Source organism: Escherichia sp. WS3063 (genome assembly GCF_046486595.1).
Classification (GTDB): Bacteria; Pseudomonadota; Gammaproteobacteria; order Enterobacterales; family Enterobacteriaceae; genus Escherichia; species Escherichia coli.
Map to the genome: position 1 here is coordinate 70,189 of NZ_JBJQKY010000020.1, position 18,959 is coordinate 89,147.

Here is an 18,959-nt window from a genome sequence, read left to right on the forward strand (position 1 = left end):
GAGAATCCTCAACCTTCCATTAACTGTTTACGCAATGTATTTGTAAGTTCGGTTATGGCAACAAGTACTTCTGCGTATTCCTTGTCACCGGTTCTTTTTCCCTGAACAAACAGATGCTTCTGCATCCTTCCCAGTCTCATTAACTCCTTCAGAAAAGCATCATCTGTACGGGAGTTAATTCGCTTATTCAGTGCTGCATTTCGGATGTAAGCAGATACAGTAAGTCCGGAATCTTCAGCTTTTTTCCTGATGGTTTCATCCTCAACAGGAGAGAATCTGAGTGTCCTGACAACTGTCTTTTGCCGTACCTCACTTTTCTTTCTTACCGCACTATCACTCACTTCAGGCTCCTTACGGGGTGTCGGGGCGAAGCCCTGACCAGATGGTAATTGTAATAGCGTCGCGTGTGACGGTATTACAATTACACATCCTGTCCCGTTTTTCAGGCCATTATAGCCTGTTATTTTTGTGCATCATAGTCTTATGCAGACGGCAGAGGCAGGGCGCAGCCCTGCCAGGAGTCAGTTTTTGATGATAAAATCAGACTTCAACATGAAACGGAGAGAAAGTGCCAATGGCTTCTAAAAAATTTTACTCAGATGATGACATCCAGCTGGCAAAAGCTGCTTTATCGGAATTGCCAGATCTCACCGCTCAACGGAAAACATTGCGTGATTTTCTTGATGCCATTCGTGATGACATTATTGTCCTGGTAAGGACAAAGGGTTATACACTGGCAGATGTTCGTGACACGCTCAAAAATGCAGGGTATGAAGTAGGAGAGAAGGCACTTCGTGACATTATTCGGGAAGCAGAATCGAAAAAACCATCCCGCCGTTCTTCCTCTAAAACAGCACCTAAAAAGACAGATTCAGGCAGGAAAGATGGCATCGATATGAACAACAATTGATGTGACAATGTCACATCGTGTTCTGAGATTATGATGATTACAGAAAAAAAAGCCCCGGCATAAATACCAGGGCTTTTCTGTTTAATCAGACTCGTGGCGGCAATGCACCTGGATAATGCCGTGCAATAATATCATTCAGTTTTTCAACAAGGTCAGAACGCTTAAAGACAATGTGTACGGTCCCTTTCTGGTAGCCACGCACCGTAAAATATTCCCCTTCTAACAGCTTACCGACATTGTCGCCGTTCCCGAGAAATTCACCATACTGCGCCCCGATGCTGTTCCTGAAGTCAGGAACGTTGCGCCCCTCCAGCAGATAAAACGGACGTACCAGGTCATCCAGTGCCTCCCGTCCACTGCAGTCCAGCGTCACACGCCCGTTACTCCAGCGGTACAGCAGGTTTTCAATAATGATTTTCTTACCCAGACGGCAGGGATTATTGGTTCTGTAATCCCATGACAATTTCCGGTAGACATCAATCAGCCCCTGTTCAAACGTCTGCATCTTGCTGGCATTAAGATGGCGGAATGTTGCCAGTACATTGTCCAGGGTGATTTCAGGACAGGTGTCGCTCATCAGCTGGCTGTTCCACTCATCACGCTGGCATGAACTCATGAAGGTGTACATGCCCGTATCTGTCATCAGGCGGTCCCAGATTTTCCGGTCGGCAAGACGGGTGATATTCCTTTTCGCTTCTTCCTGCTTATCCATGCGACGAACGGAATCAGTCACGCAGTCTTCAAACCCGTAAAGAAAAATATCACCTGACGCATCGAGCAGAATCTTGCGCGCTGTCGCCAGGCATTCCATCGCCTGCATGAACAGTGCAATACCTTCGTTACGCTGCGCGATGATGCGGTCGATAGCCACAGACGGAATAACATCTGTCGTGCCGGCAGTATTCAGGTCAGCAGTGGGTAAAGTCTGATTCATCACATTGTCTCCTCATCGTCACGACTGCCGGGTCAGCCAGGTCATTTCCCGGAGGAGCGAAGCTCCTTCTGCCGTCCGGGTCTTCGGGGATTTCCCCGCAGTGGACCTTTCCGACGGGGGACGCTCACCACGTCACGGGGCAGTTGTCCGGGGGCAGACGCAAAAGTTTTTGACGCCTGCGGCAAAAAGTTTTGTGGCTGGTACATCTCTCCCCTGGACGACTGAAACGGGATGTGGTCATGTATGTACCCCCGGAAAGTCCGTCTGCGGAGAACAGGCCGCAGTGCGGCGGCAGACAGGCAGAGACAGCTGCGCCATCAGGCGCAGTGGCCTTACACACCGTAAGGTGTGCAGGGAGCGCCGCATACGGCGCGACTGAAGAAAAACGACGGCACAACAATGGCATGTGGTGGTCACTGGCACACCACTCCCGCACAGGTGAAAACAGAGAAAACCGCACGACATTTACAAGCAAAAAAAAGTGAAATTTCTTCATTTTTTTACACTTATTTATCGCGCTGATTTGGCAATTGTGATGATAAAATAAAGTGAAGTTTTTTCACTTTTTCAAAGGTATTTTATGACCGGCTGGGAACTGCGAATCTGGCGAAAAAGCATGCTCTGGTCACGCGAAAAAGCGGCCAGAGAATTTGGCGTGACGCAGAGAACATGGCACGCCTGGGAAAATGCGGAACAGGTGGACGTCACCGTCTGGAGGACCACCCAGGCACTTTCAGTCCGTGACCTGCTGCCTCACATGCAGGGGATGCGTAAGGCAGATATCATCAGGCGACTGGAAAATGAAATGGGGGAAACGGCAGGGAATGTGTGAGCGTGATTCACAGCCTGGCTGAATGCCAGGCTACTGCTCATCAGGAAACAGCTTTTTCAGTTCTTCACCGGAAAGTCCCGTGACCTCCTGAATCCGTTCCGGCGGCCAGCCTATATCCCGAAGCCGGCAGGCTATTTCCCGCGCCACTTCAAGAGCCCCTTGTTTAAAACCCTCGTCGAAACCTTTCTGTATAAGACGTTCTGCAATCGTCATGCTGTTTGCTCTGCTCCTGCTGACAAAAAAGCCCGGCATTTTGCCGGGCTTTGTGGTTCTCATCAGTGAGTGATTTTCTTCAGTTCGTCATCGGAAAGTCCGGTAGCCTGCTTAATCTGCTCCGGCGTCATCCCCATTTTCTGAAGCTGGCACGCAATAGCCAGGGCTTTTTCAAGCGCTCCTTCCATGCGTCCTTCCATGCGTCCTTCCATGCGTCCTTCCATCCTGCCTTCCTGGCGACCTTTTTGCTCAAGACGTTCTGCGATAGTCATCAGTTTATCCTCATGCTGCGGCAGACGCTCAGCCAGCGCCCGCATAAATTCCGGTGATACAGAGTCCCCTGCGTTAACGATGTAATGAATCAGAACACGCACCTGCTCGTCTGAAATTTCCACCATGACCTGCGGGAGTTTGTCCAGCAGCTCCATCATGTCACGATGGCGGATATGCTTCATCAGCAGCGTCAGTGCGGCCATCCGGCGATGGTTCATGATTTCATTGTCATCAACGACAGTGATATCAACCAGCGGAAACGGCTTTGTGTATATTTTAGCCGCAAGCGCCGGATTCTCAAAACAGTCCAGCCAGTTCATGCTGTACGGGTACGGGCTGCGCTCACCGTGATAGAACAGCACCGGAATGACCAGTGGCAACGTTTTGTGCTGCTCCAGATGTCTCTGCATCGCCGCCACACTGTAACGTAACATGCGGAAAGGCATGTACAGATTTTCGGTGCTCTGGTGCTCGATGAGCGTATAAACATAGCCATCTTCACCCCCGGTGGTTTTCACGCTCCAGAGGATATCGCTGGCGTACTGATGCAGGTCCGGCTCAACAAAGGTGGCGGGTTCCAGCTTCAGCGTGGACAGGTCGCACAACTGCCGGTACTCCGCAGGAAGATGCAGTTCCAGAAAATCTCTGGCGACGTCGGGATTCGCCAGGAACGACCGGAACGCGGCATCATGCGGCGTGGGCGTTGTGGTGTTTTTCTTCTTACTCACGGTTCCTCCTGGTGAGATGTCTGAACGTATCCTGCCGCCTGCACAGGCAGACGGCAAGGGTTAATCAGTGGCAGACCCGCTCAATTTCAAGCGCGCGGAGCAGGTGGCCCCATTCGCTGACTTTCATAGCGGGGATACGCACCCGCTTCTGCTCACTGCAGCGTCTGGCGATATGGCCGCTCATCGCCAGGACGTCCGGGTTAATCTCATCCTGTGCCAGCTCCTGACGTCTGAAGCGGGTATGGCGGTGCAGGGGTTTATTCTCCCGCAGGCACTCTTCACGCAGACGCTTTACATACTCGGCGGTTGCGAAGATAATTGATGGTCTCACAAATATTTCTCCTTATGTTGTTGATGACTGCCGCTCTTCCTGGCGGGGAAGTAACGGCGGAGAGAGGCAGGGTTTATCGCCCTGCCTTTTTTCATTTCGGACAGCGACGCAGTGCCAGCGCGAGCGCTTTCATCTTCCAGCCTTCCGGCGTGCGGTACATCACCTTCCAGTAGCCGTCGATGAACACATAATGGAAGCGCACCTCTTCAGTGCTTTCAGTGGCAATAGCCTCCCTGAAAGAACGGTACTCACGCGCCTCACTGTCCATCCGGAAACCACTGTCACGTCCGTAATAAGCCGTCACACCGTCCACCGGGTTCTGAAGCGTATGCCCGGCGGGTTTGTCGCAACGGGGACCGAGGCAACGGATATCACCGTGTTCAACCAGGGCTTCGGCCTGCTGACCGGTGGCATAGTGGGTATGCAGGATGCGACCGTTCCAGGTCGGCTCCCCGTGCAGGTGGCAGTAAACGGTACGGAACACCCCGTCGCGGCAAAAAACGGAAATTGTGCTGCTGACTGTCATGAAAACGTCTCCTTCTGCTGAATCAGGTCGCCGGGCCGACCGGTTGCTCCCCGGAGGGGCGAAAGCCCCTTCTGCCGTCCACTTCTTCGGGGTTTCTCCCCGCAGTGGACCTTTCCGATGGGGCGTCCGTCACCACGTCACGGGGCAGCTGTCCGGGGGCGGACGCAAAATTTTTTGCCGGGTTTATGGCTAAAAATTTTGTGGACGGTATATCTTCCCCTGGACTGCTGAAACGGGATGTGGTTACTCCAGCCCCCGGAAAGTCCACAGCGGGAAACAGGCCGCAGGGGTGGCGGCGGAAGGGTTGACTGCGCCATCAGGCGCAGTGGCCTTACACACCGTCAGGTGTGCAGGGAGCGCCGTTTCCGGCGCGACAGGGGCGGCGCGACCGGAACGGTCGCTGCAAGCCTGGTTTTTCAGACATCGGACCGTAGCGGCAGCCCGAAACCGCGCCAGCGGGTTCGGCGGAGACTGGCGGGTGCGCCAGCAGCTGCCTGTCGGAGTCGGGCCTGACGACCGGATGCCGCCAGGCAGCCGGGAGCCGAAGGTGTCCCCGCCTCCGGAAATCAGAACAACAGAAACGACATAACAGAAAAATGCCTCACACCATGACGGGCAGGAAGGGCAGCGCCGCAGGCGCGGCCCTCCTGCATTTCAGGCAGGCGTAAGCCTGCCAGGGTTTTCCGGCGGCCTGGCAGGCCATACCCCCGCCGGAGCGGGGGAGTAAATCACCGACGGAACACATGACCGTCAATAAAGGTGAAGGAGTCCAGGAATAAATCCCGCGCATACGCCTCATAGTCAAAATAGAGCGCCACCGTCTCCGGCACGTCAGCCAGCAGGCCGGTATCACTGGCGAACTCAACCGCAAAAGCCTCCTCACTGTCAGCCTCGCCCCACCAGGCATCGCGGAAGGTGTCAAAATCCGTCTCACCGGTATCCTCCACCCAGAGACGATAAGCCTCTTCGCAGCCTTCATCCCGTGCCTGGCGGAAGCCTTCAACCCAGGCCCAGTTGATATGGCATTCAGAGGCCATATTCCCCGGGAATCCCTCATAATCCTGAAACATCAGTTCAGGATCGGCTTCATCCTGGTGAAGAGCACGGCAGGCGGCGAAAAAGTCGCGCTCATCATCAAACGTGGTCAGGTCAAACCAGCGTCCGGCGATGCTTCCACAGTTGTATTTGTGCCAGGTTCCAACGTATACAGCAGGTGCAACAACAGACATTCCCGAATCCTCCATAGTCACATGTTCTGCGGCACCGGGCGGTGCCGTGCCTCCATAAAAGCCGGGCGATAAGGCGGGGATGCACAGGGCGCAAGGGAAGCCGCAGCCTGACGCACACGGCTGGCGGGAGTTGGAGGGTGAGACCGCGAAATCTGAGCGGGTGAACGACCGGAAAATCACGGCAGACGGGAAGGAGGGACCGGGTGACCGCAGCGGCGAAGCGTACCCTTGCATCCCTGCCAGCCCGGCTAAGATGGAGGCACGGCACAGCCCGCACACGACGCTGAGGCCACAGAGCTGAAAACCCACAAGGCCATGCCCCGCATGGCCGGGTAAAAGCGGAGCCGCCGGCGACTTCCTTATTCCGGCGAGTGCAGAGGACACGCCGCATGACCTCCAGACCACCCCTGATATGAAACGATCATGATCGGCGTGTCCCTGCGTAAAATATACATGTCTGGTTCACCGGAGAATATCTGTGATATCCGCAAGTTTTCTGTCGCACAGCCAGTCCTGCGCTTCACGCACCACGCTACTGTCGGGTTTCACCGCTTTCAGCGATGATGCCAGTCGCTTGATCAACATAACCAGTTCCCGTGTCTGTATGTCCGGCATTGTCTCCGGCGGAGCAGAGGGACTCTCATTTCCGACGCCCATCCCATGCGCTTCCAGTGTGGCACGGACAAACCAGGCGGCATCGACCAGTTGCTGGCGAATCCAGGTCAGATCGGCATTTCTGTCACGGGCTGCCATTCGCTCACCCGACAGCGCCTTGCTGATATGGCTGCGCACCAGATTATCCAGGAGTTCCTGCGCTTCTTCCGGTGAAAAGCCACCTGGTATCTCTGTGCGCAACAGTCCTTTCCTGTACAGTAGCTGCAGCAGATCAATCTGCGACCGCACTGCAACTATCAGTACATAACGGACAATATTCGCACTGGCGGTGGTTTCTGTATCATTCAGCAGTTCCTCCGGATCATTACCACCGGTATTGCAGAGCAACGGCAACAGAGGTCGCATCCACACGGGAACCTGATATTGTTCGTCTGATTTCATCATATTGCGTTCTCCAGCTTGTTCGGGATCATCCACTGCTCAAGTGCACGTACCTGTACCGGTGCACCACGACCGGCCTCACCGGCTTCAAAAATCAGCCGCCAGAGTGGTTCCTCCTGCCAGAAAAACCGGTCAAATGATGACAGTGATGGAAAACGCCCGCACCACCCCCAGAAAATCGTTTCCAGATCATGCTCCTCAACAACACCAGACCAGCGGGACAACCAGCTTCCGACCGTGGCGGGAGTATGAAACGCAAGGTCAATCTGCGCCTGAGCAAAACATGTCTGGTATTCCAGTTCCCGTCGTTCTGCCTCACGTTCCCGCTGGCGGCTGTATTTCTGCTCTGTCAGCGTGGTTTTCTGACGACGCCGCTCACCTTCACGAAAAGGAACGGACGGGAACAGACGATGCCCCGCATCGGATGGCAGGGGAAGAACACAGACTTCACCAAAACTTTCAATCAGTTTATCCACGGCAGCCAGCCACAGGAGACGGTTGCCATGAAATTCCTCCTTCGTCAGCGCAGGGGCAAAAAAGCGGAGATCGGTCAGCGAAATCCGGCGACTGCCATTCAGGCAGCGAAAGAAAGCGCTGGCATAAGGCCATGCTGAAAGTGTGCGTCCCTGACGACGACGTTGTTCGGTGACAGCCACAGCCTGCATGGCGGCCTGTTGTTCTGCGCTGAGGGGGATCAGTGCCCGTGAACGTGCGCTCATGCCTGACCTCCTTCTGCCATCAAAATATGAATGATGTCGTTAACACTGTATCCCTGCGCATCAAGTGTCGCGGCGAGCGCCAGCGTGTGACTGATCGCGACAGGCGTGAAGATATGTTGCACCTGAACGACGGCGAAAGGCTGTCCACCACCATTCACCAGAACCAGCATCCAGAGTTGAGAGACGTCTCCCGGCGAACATAATGCCAGGTGGAAACGTTCGTGGGCTGGCGTGAAACGAACCTGGACGGGGAAAAAGCCCCCGAACTCACTGCCATACTCGCCATTCATCATCCAGTTAACCGGTGCGTCCACTTCACGCATCACCTCGTGAGTGAGATTACGGCGCATATCGCTTCCCGCAGCACGGATATCTTCATATTCCTGTGCGTTCATGGACTGCAGGGCATTCAGGGTCAGTTCAGTTTTCATCACGGTATCTCCCTTGCTGCCGCCCCGTCTCCGGCGGGGCGGTGTGGTTGTTCATCAGGCGGCATCAGCCAGGTTAGTGGTGTGTTCAGTGGCATCCATCTGTGGACGTGGTGCACACATCCAGCCAGGCACCCAGCGGTTGTCTTTCATATGGAACTCTGCATGTTCAGCCGCATCGCCTTTCTTCATCTTCTCCGCGTCCCGTGCGGCACCGGACAGTCCTGCCTCATTCAGGGCTGCGATAACCTGCGGCTTTTTCAGGTGTCCGAAGAAGTTTGCTTTTGTCGGCTGCCACCAGTCGCGCATGTGAAAACCGATGGCGCTCTCCAGCGTGTCCAGCGGGCTGCGTGACGTGTGACCACACTCGCGGGTCTGAACGCCGTGGATGCTGCACGCGGTGCAGAAACTGAGCAGGGATAACAGCACCTCCTGACTGAGTGACAGGAACGTCGTCATGTCCCGTGACCATCCCTCCGGTAACAGGGCCGCAAGACGGGCTTTTTCTGCCATCATCGCCATGAACGCGGCACCTTCCTTCCCTGACGGCGCATCGCTGGTCAGCGAATAATGTTTACATTCCAGGCTGATTTGTGCTGGTTTACTGTACGCTCCGCTGCCAAACACATTCAGGCAGAGCGTCCATGCCAGCAGTGCCAGAGATTTGTCCGGTTGCTGCATGAGTGCCGCCTGGACTGCCAGCGTGCGTTCGGAAGACATTTTCGTCAGCAGTGGCAGACTGATTTCCTCCACTGACGCTTTCTCCTGCATCTGTTCCGTGCGGTCAGCGTCGTCAGCCACGTCATCCTCACTGCGCAACTGCACACCACGCTGGACACACACGTTGCCATAACGCCAAGACACCACCACACCGCTTCCGGCACGCATCTCCGGCGTCCACGCTCTGACCTTCGCCATGCAGCGCATCAGCTTCATTTCTGCTTCCAGCAGGTCAGATTCCTCACACTGGTTTTCCAGTGCGTCGTAACGTGCCATCAGTTCGTTCAGGCGTTCTTCTTCCGCCTCCGTCAGCACTGCTTCCGGCTCCGGCAGGTTGCGGTATGCCCGGGAATCTTCACGGCACTCACCGACAGGCTCCATGCGTCCGGCGCACCATTCCCAGCCTTCGGCTTCCCGAAGGTGTTCAGCGACAGCCTGGAGTTTTTCCAGCAGGGCGGCATCGAGCGCCACGCAGTCCACATAGCCACCCTCGTCATCGCTGAACAAATCAGTACGCAGTTCGTCAGGTGAGAAAGCATCAGCCCCCACGAAGCGGAATTTAGTGTTGTCCTTCACCGCCACTTCACTTTCCGTAATCAGATTGCGGATAACCCGCACATCCGGTTTACCGCCCCATCCTGACTGGCAGGCCGCTTCAAACACCTGCACCTGACGCGCGGTGTCGTTCTCCAGCGCCAGCGCCTGACAGTGCTCGGTGGTGATGCGGTCTTCTGCCAGCGCATCGAGGATGACAGGCGCAAGGTCTGCCAGTTTCAGCATTCGCTGAACGTGGCGGGGCGAATAACCCAGCAAATCACCGATTTGTGCAGGTGTTTTGCCTTCCTGCGCCATTGCACGGAATCCGGCAATCTGTTCGGCAGGGTGCATATCCCGACGATGACCGTTCTCGGTCATCGATGCGGCAGTCGCCAGCTCCTGCGGAATGACCTTCACCCGGACAGGCCAGTCAACCTGAATGATGTCACGCTCTGCCAGCATGTTGAGTGCTGCCAGTCTGCGACCACCTGCGGCGACACCGTAGCGCTCACCAGGCAGGGTATGCACGACCAGATTCTGCAGCAGTCCGACGCCCTGAATGGACCCTGCCAGTTCGCTGACGGACTCCGCAGAATACGGCACCGTGCGCACATTCAGCGGTGACTTAATCAGTGAGGCCAGCGGCACGCTCACTTCCTCCGTCTGCGCCAGCAGGGCAGACAGGACTGTTTCCTGCGTTTTTGCAGATTTACGGCTTGCTTTGCGGGTGGTTTCTGGTTCACACTTCGTTACAGGCATAATCATCCCCTTATAATTGCTTATGTCCTGCCGGACGTTCGCGCGTCCGGCACCTCTCTTACTTAAGAATCCCGAAATCCCTGATGGCATGATTCATCCAGTACCCGGCACCGTCCTCAAAATTCCAGGTACGCCAGACCAGGGCACCGTTATTGCGGACAACCAGGCGAAAATGTTCCCCGTGGTCATCCTCGATAAAGACGTTCCGGTACTGTGCGGCAACGGCTTCCGCCTGTTCGCGGGTAAAGGAGCCGTCAGGCAGCCCCTGAAGTATTCTGAAATATTCGCTCATCCTCATATCTCCGGTGATGCCCCGCGCAGGGCGGGGCGGTTATCACAGTCAGGCCAGTCAGAACGGGATATCGTCTGAAAACCCGTAATCCTCCCCCTCCGGCGGTTGCGGCTGAGGCTCGGGCTGCGCGGCCTTACGTCCACGGCCTTTCGTTTTCGCGCCACCTTTTTTCGTCGCGTCAGCACTCTGTGGCTGCCCATTCTGCTGAGGCTTCGGTTGCGCCTGAGCGTTCTGCTGTGGTGCACTCCCCAGCATCTGCATGGTGCCCGTGGTCTTAACAAGAATTTCAGTGACGTAACGGGTGATACCGTTATCTTCCCAGCTACGGGTACGGAGTTGCCCCTCGATGTAGACCTGCGCGCCCTTGCGCAGATATTCACCAGCCACTTCCGCGAGCTTGCCGAACAGCACCACGCGGTGCCATTCCGTCTGCTCCCGCATCTCCCCCGTCTGTTTGTCGCGCCAGCTTTCTGACGTAGCCACCTGCAGGTTTGCCACTGCGCCCCCGTTGGGGATGTAACGGACTTCCGGATCATTGCCCAGACGCCCGACGAGGATGACCTTGTTGATACCACGTGCACTCATAAGAACCTCCTGACTGAAAGATGTGAGATAAACCGGATACCGGCGACGGGACGTTCATGTGCCCCTTCAGAGGAGCGAAAGCTCCTCCTGCCGTCCACTTCACAGGGGTTTCTCCCCGCAGTGGACCTTTCCGATGGGGGCCCGTTTACCGCCTCACGGGACAGCTGTCCGGGGGCGGACGCAAAATTTTTTGCCGGGTTCATGGCTAAAAATTTTGTGGCCGGTGCATCTCACCCTGGACAGATGGAACGGGAGGGGGTTACGTCTGCCCCCCGGAAAGTCCACAGCGGGAAACAGGCCGCAGAGGTGGCGGCAGGAGGGAAGACTGCTGCGCCATCAGGCGCAGTTTCCTCACACACCGTCAGGTGTGCAGGGAGCGCAGGTCACGGCGCGACAGGGGCGGCGCGACCGGAACGGTCGCTGCAAGCCCGGGTTTTCACGCATCGGACCGTAGCGACAGCCCGAAACCGCGCCAGCGGGTTCGGCGGAGACTGGCGGGTGCGCAAGCAGCTGCCTGTCGGAGTCGGGCCTGACGACCGGATGCCACCAGGCAGCCGGGAGCCGAAGTGGGCGCAATAAAAGACAGCCAGAAACGGTGACAGTGTCACGGAATATCACACCTGTTCCCTGCATACAGCCATACACTACCTTCTGACCGGAAAGCCGGGCCGGCAGCGCCGCAGGCGCTGCACCCCGCATTTCCGGCAGGCGTCAGCCTGCCAGGGGTTTTCGCGCGGGCTGACAGGCGGCCTCCACCGCCTGCCCCTGTATCACCTGTTTATGCTGCCCTGAAGGATGTAGTGACCGCCGAGGAATACAGCCTGCTGATTCGCCACAAAATCGCAGATTTCATCAACAATCTGCGCAGTGGTGAGCGGTTTCTGCCCCATTTCACGACGCCGCGCATTAATCACGGCTTTGTAATTGCGCAGAATTTCGCGGGTTTCTGTGCTGATATTCATGACATGTGCTCCCCGTCCAGCGCCTGTAACACAACGTCCATTGCTTCGCGTTCTTCCCTGACGAATGCGTCACCGTCGCCCCCGTTCTCGCTCCCGACGGCATACAGGCGCTTCATTTCACTGCCTGCCAGCGCCATCACTTTTTCCAGCATCACCGCCGGAACTGTCACCTGACGGCTGGCGCGCTTTTCTTCCATCAGCTCACGAACAACGTCGTGAACAATGCTGACATCCGCACCATGCTCAAAGGCATCGTCCAGTCGCTGCATGACGGTTTCCAGCTCATCGTCTGTCAGACTCCAGTCCTGGGCTATGTGACGCACATCCCCACGGGTCAGCACCACGGCAAAAACGCATTCACTGTCCGGCACGTCTGTGTTCAGCACTTCGCGGATAATTTCTTTAACAGTACAGTACATGTTCTCGTCTCCTTTACAGGGGCGGCATTGCCGCCCCGTCCGTTAATCAGTCCAGTGCCGCGTAAATCGCGTTGCATTCGGGGTGAAATTCGATGTGACGCCACAACTGCGCATCGCGCATCCGGTAAAGCTGGGTCAGTCCTGCATCCCCGCTGTCGTGGTACAGCCACAACTGGCGGTTAATCACAAGGGAAGTCAGAATGATGCCTGCGGCATCAGCACTCACGGTACGGTCAAACCAGTTTGCACCGTTCACCATGTGGAAACGGTCGCCATCCGGCATCATGTAACCGCCACCGTCCGGCAGGCGGATGAAGTGCCAGAAGCCTCCCTGATATTCCGGCATCATTTTTTGCGCCAGCGCGTACACATACGCCTCGGCATACAGAAAATCGTTGCCAAACAGATACGGTAGAAAGGAGAGACGGTCGCACTCTTCAACGTTCAGAGTGACAGGTTTCGCATATTGCATGATGTTTTCCTCCGTTGTTCACATATTCCGCGACACCGGGCGGTGCCGTGCCTCCATAAAAGCCGGGCGATAAGGCGGGGATGCACAGGGCGCAAGGGAAGCCGCAGCCTGACGCACACGGCTGGCGGGAGTTGGAGGGTGAGACCGCGAAATCTGAGCGGGTGAACGACCGGAAAATCACGGCAGACGGGAAGGAGGGACCGGGTGACCGCAGCGGCGAAGCGTACCCTTGCATCCCTGCCAGCCCGGCTAAGATGGAGGCACGGCACAGCCCGCACACGACGCTGAGGCCACATAACTGAAAAACCACAAGGCCATGCCCTGCATGGCCGGGTAAAGCGGAGCCGGCGGCGACTTCCTTTGTGCTCTGTCCGGGGACCGGCAGGAAAAAGGCGGGGATTTACCCCGCCAACGTCATCATTTCCGGATTTTTGCCAGGGCATCCGCCATGCTGCGGATTTCGGCCCGGGCTTCCCGGACCACCTCCCGCAGAACACCACGGTCAAACCAGCGGCGGGGCGGTTCATCCGGTATACGCAGCACATCGCAGGCCAGCCCACTGGACAGGATATGCTCAATACAATCGCTGACCAGGTACATTTCCACCGACGAAAAACGTGCTCCCCGGTTCACGATGGCATCGAGCACCACGGGCAGGTTTTCGTCATCTTCATCGAGCCAGCAGGGGTGATCGCTTTCCTTCACAACCAGACGAAAGCGGCGCGTCTGGCGAGTCAGCAACGTCTGACCGGTGGTGGTCAGCGCCGCCCGGATACGCCGCGCATCGTCTGCCACCTGGTAACAGATGCTTCGTACTGCATTGCGCACCGCATCAAGAACTGCCCTGATTTCGTCTTCGGTCAGCCACTCACCGGCATACGGGAAAGACACCTGCGTTCCGTCTGCCGGAAGTACCGGCAGCGACTGCCACTGACTGCCGGACAGAACAAGTTCCGCTCCGGTTCCGGTCAGTTTCTGAATGGCGGAGGCCAGGAGCGGCGGCAGTACGCCGCCGTGACGGTTGATAAGTAACGTCGCCAGCCGGGGCGCATCCAGCAGAACATAAATGCTGATCCAGCCCGGATACTTCGGGTTACGCTGGTCAACATCCGTCTCTTCCGGCCAGCCCTGCGCCAGCAGCAGGTTGCGGGCGTGACGACAAATCAGTGCGTTCAGCGTGCTGTTTTCGTTCATGATTAAGCGTTCTCCCTGTATCGCCGCCCGCAGGGCAGGCGGCGATAACATCAGTCGTTTTCGTGTGTGTTGTTTTTCAGCAGGGTGCGGGCCTGATTAACCACCTCCTGACGGCGGGTGACGCATTCCGGGACGGCGAGGCCATGATCCCGGGCGGCCCATTCACGTTTCCACAATGCCTGTTCAGCGGTCTGAATCAGGGACGCCAGCAGTTCAGCAGGGACGGTCACCAGGCGGTTTTCGCTCTCGTTGCGGATAATCTCCATCACCGCAGCGGAAGAAATACCGGACTCAATCCGCTGGTCTTCCGGGATGTCCTCCAGGCGTGCCAGGACGGTCCTGATTTCATGACCGGTCAGAGAAATTTCCATACCGTCAGCCAGTGCCTGAATCTCTTCCGGGGACCAGACAACCAGCATCAGCGGCGTGTTCTCCGTATACTGCGCTGCCAGCTCACGGCAGAGCGTTTCGCATGTTCCGTACATTCTCGTCTCCTTCTCAATCTTTGAAGCAGGAATCCAGTTCCAGAATTTCGGTATACGCCTCCATGAACAGGCGATTGGCGCGATACAGCGTCTGACGTGTCAGGCGTTCAACAAGCACATCGGAATCAAAGCGACAGCGATGCTCCATATCGTTCAGCCTGGCCCGAAGGTCACACATGGTATTGGCCACCTCCGCCACTTCGGCACGCAGTTTTTCGTGTCCGGCATAGTTCATTTACGCAGCCTCCGGCATAAACCAGTCATCATTCGCGGCCCCCTGCTGCATGGCCCGTTGCACGGCGGCAAGGCGTTGCTGCCCGGCACGGTGATACTGCTCAAGCAGCTCGATACCGATATACCGGCGTCCGGACTGGAGGGCGGCGACGCAGGTTGAGCCGCTGCCTGCAAACGGGTCCAGCACAATTGCGTTCGGGTGTGTGAAGCTCTCAATCAGCGGTTGCAGGCTGGTAACGGGCTTTTCCGTCGGGTGATGGCGATTGCCCGAATATTTCCAGCCCAGCACGTCCGGCAGCGGGTTTTGTGGCAAACGTGGACGGCCTTTTGCCAGGATGTAGGCACATTCGTGGCGATAGCCCACATATGCGGCCTTCGATGTGTAGTTTTTGGTGAAGACCAGGTGACCAACAACGCTGAATCCCGCATTTTTCCAGGCGGCCATAAAGCGATCGACGCGGTTCCAGCCGTAGAAGCTCACCATTAACGCGTCTTTTTTCAGCACGCGGAACATTTCATTACAGGCCGGTTGCAGCCACTCATCGGTTTTATCGCCGGCGATGGTGCGCCCGGAACGGTCACGGAAACCGACGAGATATGGCGGGTCGGTGAGGATGAAATCAATGGCGTTATCAGGAATACGGGCCATAACATCGATGCAGTTACCGAGGACAAAACGGGACATACGAAACTCCTTCTCTTACAGAGGGCACCGGGAGGGCACCCCTGTGGTGCCCGTTCCCCGCTGCCTGTGGGCTGTTCACCGCGTCCGGTAACGGGTCAGGCCGACCGTGGAATACCGCAGCCGTCGTCTTTCTGACGGCAAGGTTATGCCGCGAAAGCGGCTTGAAGGGCGTTCATCAGAAAAGGGCGACGGGCTGGCGTACACTGTCACCGACGCCAGCCGGGAGCGGTAAAAGCGCCCGTCCCGTGCCCGCCGGACGCGGGACACTGACCACAGGCAGCGTTTATGCCGCGCCGCGTCAGCCGGCGCAGTAAAAAGAGGAGCACGGCGACATCCTTTGTCGGAAAAGAAACGGGCGGTTTCCCGCCCGTCTCCGTCATACTTCATCCGCCATAATGCGCCACATTGTCGACTATCCACGCAGGTCCGGTGACTTCCGGCAGCTCATCGTCATCTGTCGGGGAAGACCATTCCAGTTCCCCCCACAGCACATCAACGAGCTCTCCGCGCTCATACAACTGCCAGCCACAGAAATCACAGCCCTGTTCGGCATACCAGTGCTCCAGCGTGCAGCTGAAACGGCGGCTTAATTCTGCAATAACGTCGCTTTCCGGCTGACACCACGGCGTGTCGAAATCAACCTGAATGAAGTTGTCTCCCTGACTGCTGATATTCACCTCATACCCCACAGGCCACTTCACGCCATACTGTTCCGTATACCAGTGATATGCAGAAGGAACACCGTTCAGAACACCACCGTTAAAGCCATTCACTTCAACATCCAGGCGGGTGGGCAGAACCGTCAGCAGGTCAAACGGCATGGTTTTTTCCGGCAGTACGTTGTCACACAGACGGTTCCACCACACCGATACATCCTCGTTACTCCAGAAGCCACACCAGTCACCTCTTTTTGCGGTGAAAAGTGCGGTGATGGTATCCCTGACATCGTCCGGTAATCCTTCCCAGCGACGCTGTCCAGTACCGCTCTGCAGCCAGAGTTCATGCAGCATCAGGCAGTTTTGTTCATCCAGTAGCACACCATTCTGCAGGTGTGTCAGCCAGCGTGTGAACGCGATATTCTCCGGCGATACAACACCACGTCCGGCAGCCGTCAGTCCGGGGCACGGTTCAAACTGCACATCTTCAGTGGTCTGCAGAAGTCCGGCACTTCCGGCCAGAAACAGCTGAATACCTTCATTTGTGGCGCGGCGATAAAACGGTGTGACTGCGCCGCTGGCCAGTCGTTTAATCTCAGCGATCTGTGCCGGTTCACCAGAAAAATACATACGATTCGAGCACCAGTTTGGCATGGGAATTCTCCTCTCACATGCGGCCTCCATCAGGCCGTGCCGCACCTGTAACCGGGCGACCGCATACGAATGCAGGTGCGGCCCCGAAGCCGCAGCGCGTGGAGGAGGAACGACGAAACGTGACCGGGTGAGGAGGCCGGCGACAGCGACACACTTGCATCGGATGCAGCCCGGTTAACGTGCCGGCACGGCCTGGGTAACCAGGTATTTTATTCACAGAACCGTGCGCAAAATGCTGTGGATAAGCTGGACACAGCAGTCCACAGCAGGCATACAGCCACACTCTCAGAGAATTGAGCGTTTTTTAGTCACAATAATGACATTTGACTGTGTGTGGATTCAGTTATTAGAATACTGTATATACATACAGCAATAGAAAAGGGAGATGAGAACATGATCCGCATTGAAATTCTTTTCGACCGCCAGAGCACAAAAAACCTCAAATCAGGCACACTTCAGGCGCTACAGAATGAAATCGAACAACGTCTGAAACCACACTACCCGGAAATCTGGCTGCGTATAGACCAGGGCAGCGCCCCGTCTGTATCTGTCACAGGAGCCCGCAACGACAAGGATAAAGAACGTATCATGTCTCTGCTGGAAGAAATCTGGCAGGACGACAGCTGGCTGCCTGCAGCATGAGTACCGTTTATCACCGTCCGGCTGACCCTTCAGGCGATGACAGTTACGTGCGACCGTTGTTTGCCGATCGTTGCCAGGCCGGTTTTCCTTCGCCTGCCACTGATTATGCTGAGCAGGAACTGGATCTGAACAGCTATTGCATCAGCAGACCTGCAGCCACCTTCTTTCTGCGCGCCAGCGGTGAATCGATGAACCAGGCTGGCGTGCAGAATGGTGATCTGCTGGTAGTGGACAGGGCCGAAAAACCACAACACGGGGACATCGTTATCGCTGAGATCGACGGTGAGTTCACCGTCAAACGACTGCTGTTGCGCCCACGCCCGGCACTGGAGCCGGTTTCAGACAGCCCGGAGTTCCGCACACTGTATCCGGAAAACATCTGTATTTTTGGTGTTGTCACTCACGTGATACACAGGACGCGGGAGTCACGCTGATGTTTGCACTGGCTGATATCAACAGTTTCTACGCCTCATGTGAAAAAGTTTTCCGCCCGGACCTTCGCAACGAACCGGTCATCGTACTCAGCAATAACGATGGCTGTGTGATCGCGCGCAGCCCGGAGGCAAAAGCCCTTGGCATCAGAATGGGGCAGCCCTGGTTTCAGGTGAGACAGATGCGCCTGGAGAAGAAAATACATGTATTTTCCAGCAATTATGCGCTGTACCACAGCATGAGCCAACGGGTTATGGCTGTTCTGGAGTCGCTTTCTCCCGCAGTTGAGCCCTACTCAATTGATGAAATGTTCATTGATTTGCGGGGGATAAATCATTGCATCTCTCCGGAGGTTTTTGGTCATCAGCTCAGGGAACAGGTAAAGAGCTGGACAGGACTCACCATGGGGGTGGGCATTGCGCCTACAAAAACGCTGGCTAAAAGTGCACAGTGGGCAACAAAGCAATGGCCACAGTTTTCCGGAGTGGTCGCGCTGACGGCAGAAAACCGTAATCGGACCTTGAAGCTACTGGGGCTGCAGCCAGTTGGTGAGGTCTGGGGAGTAGGACGCAGACTGACGGAAAAGCTGAATGCGCTGGGTATTAACACAGCACTGCAGCTGGCGCAGGCTAACACGGCATTCATCCGGAAAAACTTCAGCGTCATTCTTGAGCGTACGGTACGCGAACTCAACGGCGAGTCCTGCATATCCCTGGAAGAAGCACCACCGGCAAAACAGCAGATTGTCTGTAGTCGCAGTTTTGGTGAACGAATCACAGACAAAGATGCCATGCACCAGGCTGTTGTTCAGTATGCAGAGCGGGCCGCAGAGAAACTACGTGGGGAGCGTCAGTATTGCCGGCAGGTGACGACATTTGTACGGACATCCCCCTTTGCAGTAAAAGAACCCTGTTACAGCAATGCCGCTGTGGAAAAGCTTCCATTGCCCACACAGGACAGCCGGGACATTATTGCCGCCGCATGCAGAGCCTTAAACCATGTCTGGCGTGAAGGGTACCGCTATATGAAGGCAGGAGTCATGCTGGCTGATT

At 56.2% G+C, this 18,959-nt stretch carries 27 protein-coding genes; 5 read left to right on the forward strand and 22 right to left on the reverse strand.

The genetic code is table 11. The features are described from left to right. Positions 1-8: 8 nt before the first annotated feature. Positions 9-341, reverse strand: coding sequence for an IncI1-type relaxosome accessory protein NikA (gene nikA, locus ACJHYW_RS18110; RefSeq protein WP_001283947.1), 333 nt, complete (start codon positions 339-341; stop codon positions 9-11). 233 nt (positions 342-574) lie between these two features. On the opposite strand from nikA, the gene ACJHYW_RS18115 reads away from it, so the two are divergent. Continuing rightward, positions 575-910 (forward strand): molybdopterin-guanine dinucleotide biosynthesis protein MobC, encoded by a 336-nt coding sequence (locus ACJHYW_RS18115; protein ID WP_000157095.1) that lies wholly within the window; start codon positions 575-577, stop codon positions 908-910. 85 nt (positions 911-995) lie between these two features. Here the strand turns inward: ACJHYW_RS18115 and ACJHYW_RS18120 are convergent, their stop codons facing one another. Further along, a complete protein-coding gene (locus tag ACJHYW_RS18120; protein WP_001077033.1) occupies positions 996-1,844 on the reverse strand; it encodes a DUF4942 domain-containing protein in 849 nt (282 codons plus the stop codon). A gap of 580 nt (positions 1,845-2,424) precedes the next feature. On the opposite strand from ACJHYW_RS18120, the gene ACJHYW_RS18125 reads away from it, so the two are divergent. Then, positions 2,425-2,676 (forward strand): helix-turn-helix transcriptional regulator, encoded by a 252-nt coding sequence (locus tag ACJHYW_RS18125; RefSeq protein WP_113388375.1) that lies wholly within the window; start codon positions 2,425-2,427, stop codon positions 2,674-2,676. A 30-nt stretch (positions 2,677-2,706) separates the two neighbouring features. Here the strand turns inward: ACJHYW_RS18125 and ACJHYW_RS18130 are convergent, their stop codons facing one another. From ACJHYW_RS18130 to ACJHYW_RS18225, 20 genes are all read right to left on the reverse strand, one after another. Beyond that, complete coding sequence (locus ACJHYW_RS18130; protein ID WP_001260884.1) at positions 2,707-2,952, reverse strand: hypothetical protein; 246 nt, start codon at positions 2,950-2,952, stop codon at positions 2,707-2,709. Beyond that, positions 2,952-3,890, reverse strand: a complete 939-nt coding sequence (locus ACJHYW_RS18135) for an Rpn family recombination-promoting nuclease/putative transposase (protein ID WP_000038336.1) — start codon at positions 3,888-3,890, stop codon at positions 2,952-2,954. Before ACJHYW_RS18135 ends, ACJHYW_RS18130 begins: the two co-directional genes overlap by 1 nt. Before the next feature lie 64 nt (positions 3,891-3,954). Continuing rightward, entirely contained in the window at positions 3,955-4,221 is a 267-nt protein-coding gene (locus tag ACJHYW_RS18140; protein WP_001247862.1) for a hypothetical protein, read from the reverse strand. A gap of 91 nt (positions 4,222-4,312) precedes the next feature. Continuing rightward, positions 4,313-4,747: a hypothetical protein gene (locus tag ACJHYW_RS18145; protein WP_000218863.1), complete on the reverse strand. Its 435-nt coding sequence runs from the start codon at positions 4,745-4,747 to the stop codon at positions 4,313-4,315. A 728-nt stretch (positions 4,748-5,475) separates the two neighbouring features. Then, a complete protein-coding gene (locus ACJHYW_RS18150; RefSeq protein WP_000117622.1) occupies positions 5,476-5,976 on the reverse strand; it encodes an antirestriction protein ArdA in 501 nt (166 codons plus the stop codon). Between the two features lie 462 nt (positions 5,977-6,438). Beyond that, positions 6,439-7,035, reverse strand: coding sequence for a hypothetical protein (locus ACJHYW_RS18155; protein ID WP_001535708.1), 597 nt, complete (start codon positions 7,033-7,035; stop codon positions 6,439-6,441). Further along, on the reverse strand, positions 7,032-7,751 hold the full coding sequence (locus tag ACJHYW_RS18160) for a plasmid SOS inhibition protein A (protein WP_001276261.1): 720 nt from the start codon (positions 7,749-7,751) through the stop codon (positions 7,032-7,034). Before ACJHYW_RS18160 ends, ACJHYW_RS18155 begins: the two co-directional genes overlap by 4 nt. Beyond that, complete coding sequence (psiB, locus tag ACJHYW_RS18165; protein WP_001535709.1) at positions 7,748-8,182, reverse strand: conjugation system SOS inhibitor PsiB; 435 nt, start codon at positions 8,180-8,182, stop codon at positions 7,748-7,750. The genes ACJHYW_RS18160 and psiB overlap by 4 nt, the downstream gene beginning before the upstream one ends. A 54-nt stretch (positions 8,183-8,236) precedes the next feature. After that, complete coding sequence (locus ACJHYW_RS18170) at positions 8,237-10,195, reverse strand: ParB/RepB/Spo0J family partition protein (RefSeq protein ID WP_349394568.1); 1,959 nt, start codon at positions 10,193-10,195, stop codon at positions 8,237-8,239. A 58-nt stretch (positions 10,196-10,253) separates the two neighbouring features. Beyond that, positions 10,254-10,487 carry a DUF905 family protein gene (locus ACJHYW_RS18175; protein WP_000006012.1) on the reverse strand — a complete coding sequence of 78 codons (234 nt, stop codon included), beginning with the start codon at positions 10,485-10,487 and terminating at the stop codon, positions 10,254-10,256. A 57-nt stretch (positions 10,488-10,544) separates the two neighbouring features. Beyond that, on the reverse strand, positions 10,545-11,072 hold the full coding sequence (locus ACJHYW_RS18180) for a single-stranded DNA-binding protein (RefSeq protein WP_001276114.1): 528 nt from the start codon (positions 11,070-11,072) through the stop codon (positions 10,545-10,547). 770 nt (positions 11,073-11,842) lie between these two features. Next, complete coding sequence (locus tag ACJHYW_RS18185) at positions 11,843-12,034, reverse strand: hypothetical protein (RefSeq protein ID WP_001027493.1); 192 nt, start codon at positions 12,032-12,034, stop codon at positions 11,843-11,845. Beyond that, positions 12,031-12,453: a DUF1380 family protein gene (locus ACJHYW_RS18190; protein WP_000271763.1), complete on the reverse strand. Its 423-nt coding sequence runs from the start codon at positions 12,451-12,453 to the stop codon at positions 12,031-12,033. The genes ACJHYW_RS18185 and ACJHYW_RS18190 overlap by 4 nt, the downstream gene beginning before the upstream one ends. Before the next feature lie 46 nt (positions 12,454-12,499). Beyond that, positions 12,500-12,925: an antirestriction protein gene (locus ACJHYW_RS18195; RefSeq protein WP_001198928.1), complete on the reverse strand. Its 426-nt coding sequence runs from the start codon at positions 12,923-12,925 to the stop codon at positions 12,500-12,502. A gap of 417 nt (positions 12,926-13,342) precedes the next feature. Beyond that, positions 13,343-14,119 (reverse strand): hypothetical protein, encoded by a 777-nt coding sequence (locus tag ACJHYW_RS18200; RefSeq protein WP_024135924.1) that lies wholly within the window; start codon positions 14,117-14,119, stop codon positions 13,343-13,345. A 50-nt stretch (positions 14,120-14,169) separates the two neighbouring features. Further along, complete coding sequence (locus tag ACJHYW_RS18205; protein WP_225089741.1) at positions 14,170-14,688, reverse strand: DUF1380 family protein; 519 nt, start codon at positions 14,686-14,688, stop codon at positions 14,170-14,172. Then, entirely contained in the window at positions 14,618-14,839 is a 222-nt protein-coding gene (locus tag ACJHYW_RS18210; protein WP_001104893.1) for a hypothetical protein, read from the reverse strand. The genes ACJHYW_RS18205 and ACJHYW_RS18210 overlap by 71 nt, the downstream gene beginning before the upstream one ends. Then, positions 14,840-15,523 carry a DNA methylase gene (locus ACJHYW_RS18215; RefSeq protein WP_000086148.1) on the reverse strand — a complete coding sequence of 228 codons (684 nt, stop codon included), beginning with the start codon at positions 15,521-15,523 and terminating at the stop codon, positions 14,840-14,842. It lies immediately after the preceding gene. A gap of 75 nt (positions 15,524-15,598) precedes the next feature. Continuing rightward, positions 15,599-15,910 (reverse strand): hypothetical protein, encoded by a 312-nt coding sequence (locus ACJHYW_RS18220; RefSeq protein ID WP_014640311.1) that lies wholly within the window; start codon positions 15,908-15,910, stop codon positions 15,599-15,601. Further along, entirely contained in the window at positions 15,907-16,809 is a 903-nt protein-coding gene (locus tag ACJHYW_RS18225) for a DUF1281 domain-containing protein (protein ID WP_000273912.1), read from the reverse strand. Before ACJHYW_RS18225 ends, ACJHYW_RS18220 begins: the two co-directional genes overlap by 4 nt. Before the next feature lie 417 nt (positions 16,810-17,226). Between ACJHYW_RS18225 and ACJHYW_RS18230 the strand changes: the two genes are divergently transcribed. The 3 genes from ACJHYW_RS18230 to umuC all read left to right on the forward strand — a co-directional run. Next, positions 17,227-17,475 (forward strand): DinI-like family protein, encoded by a 249-nt coding sequence (locus ACJHYW_RS18230; protein WP_000618111.1) that lies wholly within the window; start codon positions 17,227-17,229, stop codon positions 17,473-17,475. Next, positions 17,472-17,909, forward strand: coding sequence for a translesion error-prone DNA polymerase V autoproteolytic subunit (gene umuD, locus ACJHYW_RS18235; protein WP_000109072.1), 438 nt, complete (start codon positions 17,472-17,474; stop codon positions 17,907-17,909). Before ACJHYW_RS18230 ends, umuD begins: the two co-directional genes overlap by 4 nt. After that, the coding region (umuC, locus tag ACJHYW_RS18240; protein ID WP_213219479.1) for a translesion error-prone DNA polymerase V subunit UmuC at positions 17,909-18,959 on the forward strand (1,051 nt) is incomplete at its 3' end. The genes umuD and umuC, both read left to right, overlap by 1 nt.

Bases quoted from the DNA above. Each gene is read 5' to 3' on its own strand.
- ACJHYW_RS18115 (WP_000157095.1), top strand. From the start codon at position 575: ATGGCTTCTAAAAAATTTTACTCAGATGATGACATCCAGCTGGCAAAA.
- ACJHYW_RS18120 (WP_001077033.1), bottom strand. From the start codon at position 1,844: ATGAATCAGACTTTACCCACTGCTGACCTGAATACTGCCGGCACGACA.
- ACJHYW_RS18125 (WP_113388375.1), top strand. From the start codon at position 2,425: ATGACCGGCTGGGAACTGCGAATCTGGCGAAAAAGCATGCTCTGGTCA.
- ACJHYW_RS18130 (WP_001260884.1), bottom strand. From the start codon at position 2,952: ATGAGAACCACAAAGCCCGGCAAAATGCCGGGCTTTTTTGTCAGCAGG.
- ACJHYW_RS18145 (WP_000218863.1), bottom strand. From the start codon at position 4,747: ATGACAGTCAGCAGCACAATTTCCGTTTTTTGCCGCGACGGGGTGTTC.
- ACJHYW_RS18150 (WP_000117622.1), bottom strand. From the start codon at position 5,976: ATGTCTGTTGTTGCACCTGCTGTATACGTTGGAACCTGGCACAAATAC.
- ACJHYW_RS18155 (WP_001535708.1), bottom strand. From the start codon at position 7,035: ATGATGAAATCAGACGAACAATATCAGGTTCCCGTGTGGATGCGACCT.
- ACJHYW_RS18160 (WP_001276261.1), bottom strand. From the start codon at position 7,751: ATGAGCGCACGTTCACGGGCACTGATCCCCCTCAGCGCAGAACAACAG.
- psiB (WP_001535709.1), bottom strand. From the start codon at position 8,182: ATGAAAACTGAACTGACCCTGAATGCCCTGCAGTCCATGAACGCACAG.
- ACJHYW_RS18170 (WP_349394568.1), bottom strand. From the start codon at position 10,195: ATGCCTGTAACGAAGTGTGAACCAGAAACCACCCGCAAAGCAAGCCGT.
- ACJHYW_RS18175 (WP_000006012.1), bottom strand. From the start codon at position 10,487: ATGAGCGAATATTTCAGAATACTTCAGGGGCTGCCTGACGGCTCCTTT.
- ACJHYW_RS18180 (WP_001276114.1), bottom strand. From the start codon at position 11,072: ATGAGTGCACGTGGTATCAACAAGGTCATCCTCGTCGGGCGTCTGGGC.
- ACJHYW_RS18185 (WP_001027493.1), bottom strand. From the start codon at position 12,034: ATGAATATCAGCACAGAAACCCGCGAAATTCTGCGCAATTACAAAGCC.
- ACJHYW_RS18190 (WP_000271763.1), bottom strand. From the start codon at position 12,453: ATGTACTGTACTGTTAAAGAAATTATCCGCGAAGTGCTGAACACAGAC.
- ACJHYW_RS18195 (WP_001198928.1), bottom strand. From the start codon at position 12,925: ATGCAATATGCGAAACCTGTCACTCTGAACGTTGAAGAGTGCGACCGT.
- ACJHYW_RS18200 (WP_024135924.1), bottom strand. From the start codon at position 14,119: ATGAACGAAAACAGCACGCTGAACGCACTGATTTGTCGTCACGCCCGC.
- ACJHYW_RS18210 (WP_001104893.1), bottom strand. From the start codon at position 14,839: ATGAACTATGCCGGACACGAAAAACTGCGTGCCGAAGTGGCGGAGGTG.
- ACJHYW_RS18215 (WP_000086148.1), bottom strand. From the start codon at position 15,523: ATGTCCCGTTTTGTCCTCGGTAACTGCATCGATGTTATGGCCCGTATT.
- ACJHYW_RS18220 (WP_014640311.1), bottom strand. From the start codon at position 15,910: ATGAAGTATGACGGAGACGGGCGGGAAACCGCCCGTTTCTTTTCCGAC.
- ACJHYW_RS18225 (WP_000273912.1), bottom strand. From the start codon at position 16,809: ATGTATTTTTCTGGTGAACCGGCACAGATCGCTGAGATTAAACGACTG.
- ACJHYW_RS18230 (WP_000618111.1), top strand. From the start codon at position 17,227: ATGATCCGCATTGAAATTCTTTTCGACCGCCAGAGCACAAAAAACCTC.
- umuD (WP_000109072.1), top strand. From the start codon at position 17,472: ATGAGTACCGTTTATCACCGTCCGGCTGACCCTTCAGGCGATGACAGT.